Source organism: Massilia sp. Root335 (assembly GCF_001425685.1).
GTDB lineage: Bacteria > Pseudomonadota > Gammaproteobacteria > Burkholderiales > Burkholderiaceae_D > Telluria > Telluria luteola.
This window is the reverse complement of the sequence record NZ_LMCY01000040.1, coordinates 329-1746: the sequence shown is the minus strand read 5'-3', so window position 1 is coordinate 1746 and position 1418 is coordinate 329. Positions and strand designations below refer to the sequence as shown.

The following is a 1418-nucleotide window of genomic DNA, read 5'->3' as shown; positions in this document are numbered from 1 at the left end:
CGCGACGACCATCGACCGCCTGCGCGACCACTGGCTGCACCTGCTGCGCGCCGTCGCCGCCGACCCGGCCACGCCGGTCGCCCTGCTGCCGCTGCTGGACGACGTTGAACGACGCCGCCAACTGGTCGAATGGAACGACACCGCGACGGTCGAGCCGGGACCGCACACCGTGCACGAGCTGTTCGAACTGCAGGCCCGGCGCACGCCGCAGCGCGTGGCCGTCGTGTGCGACGGCGCCACGCTCACCTACGAAGAACTCAACACCCGCGCCAACCAGCTGGCGCGCCACCTGCGCCAGGCCGGCGCCGGCAACGACGCGCTGGTGGGCCTGTGCGTGGAACGATCGCTGGAGATGATCGTCGGCCTGCTGGGCATTCTGAAATCCGGCGCCGCCTACGTGCCGCTGGACGCCAGCTATCCGCCCGAACGGCTGCGCTACATGCTGGAAGACGCCAGGCCGCTCATGCTGCTGACGCAGGAACGCCTGCTCGAGCGCCTGCCCGCGCTGGACGCGCCTTCCCTTTGCCTCGATACCGCCTGGCCCGCACTGGCAGCCCATTCCGGCGCCGACCTGACCGCCCCCTGCGACCCGCGGCACCTGTGCTACGTGATCTACACATCCGGCTCCACGGGCCAGCCCAAGGGCGCCGCCGTCGCGCACCAGGGACTGCACAACCTCGTGCGCTGGTACATACGGCACTACGACGTGACGCCCGCGGACAAGGCGCTGATATTCTCGTCGATCAGCTTCGACCTGACCCAGAAGAACATCTTCGCCATGCTCGCGGTGGGGGCCGAAGTACACCTGCCGGCCGAGGGTTACGCGCCGGACCTGGCATTCCGCCAGATCGAGGACGATGGCATCACCATCCTGAACTGCGCCACGCGCGCCTTCTACCCACTGCTGTCCTACCAGACCCCGGAACGCCCCCTGCGACTGCGCCAGGTGCTGATCGGCGGCGAGGTGGTCAACTCGCAGCTGCTGGCCGAGTCGTTCCGCCGTGTGGCGCAGCCGCCCCTGTTCCACAACACCTATGGCCCGACCGAGACGTCGGACATCAACTGCAGCTTCCAGTTCGACCCGCGCGCGGCGCAGGATAACGTGCCGCTCGGCCTCCCCATCGACAATACGCGCTTCTACGTGCTGGACGCCTGGCTCAACCCGGTGCCGATCGGCGTGGCCGGCGAGCTGCACATCGGCGGCGTATGCGTCGGCCGCGGCTACCTGCGCCGCCCCGGCATGACGGCCGAGAAGTTCATCCCCGACCCGTTCAGCGGCGAGCCCGGTGCGCGCATGTACAAGTCCGGCGACCTGGCCCGCCAGCGCCCCGACGGCACCGTCGAATTCCTGGGCCGGATCGACCAGCAGGTCAAGATCCGCGGCTTCCGCATCGAACCGGGCGAGATCGAAACCGCCT

At 69.3% G+C, this 1418-nt stretch carries 1 protein-coding gene; it reads left to right on the top strand.

All coding sequences use genetic code 11. From position 1 onward, the window contains the following. Positions 1-1418 (top strand): amino acid adenylation domain-containing protein (locus ASC93_RS21270; RefSeq protein ID WP_162251941.1); only part of this gene is annotated, 1418 nt, incomplete at both ends.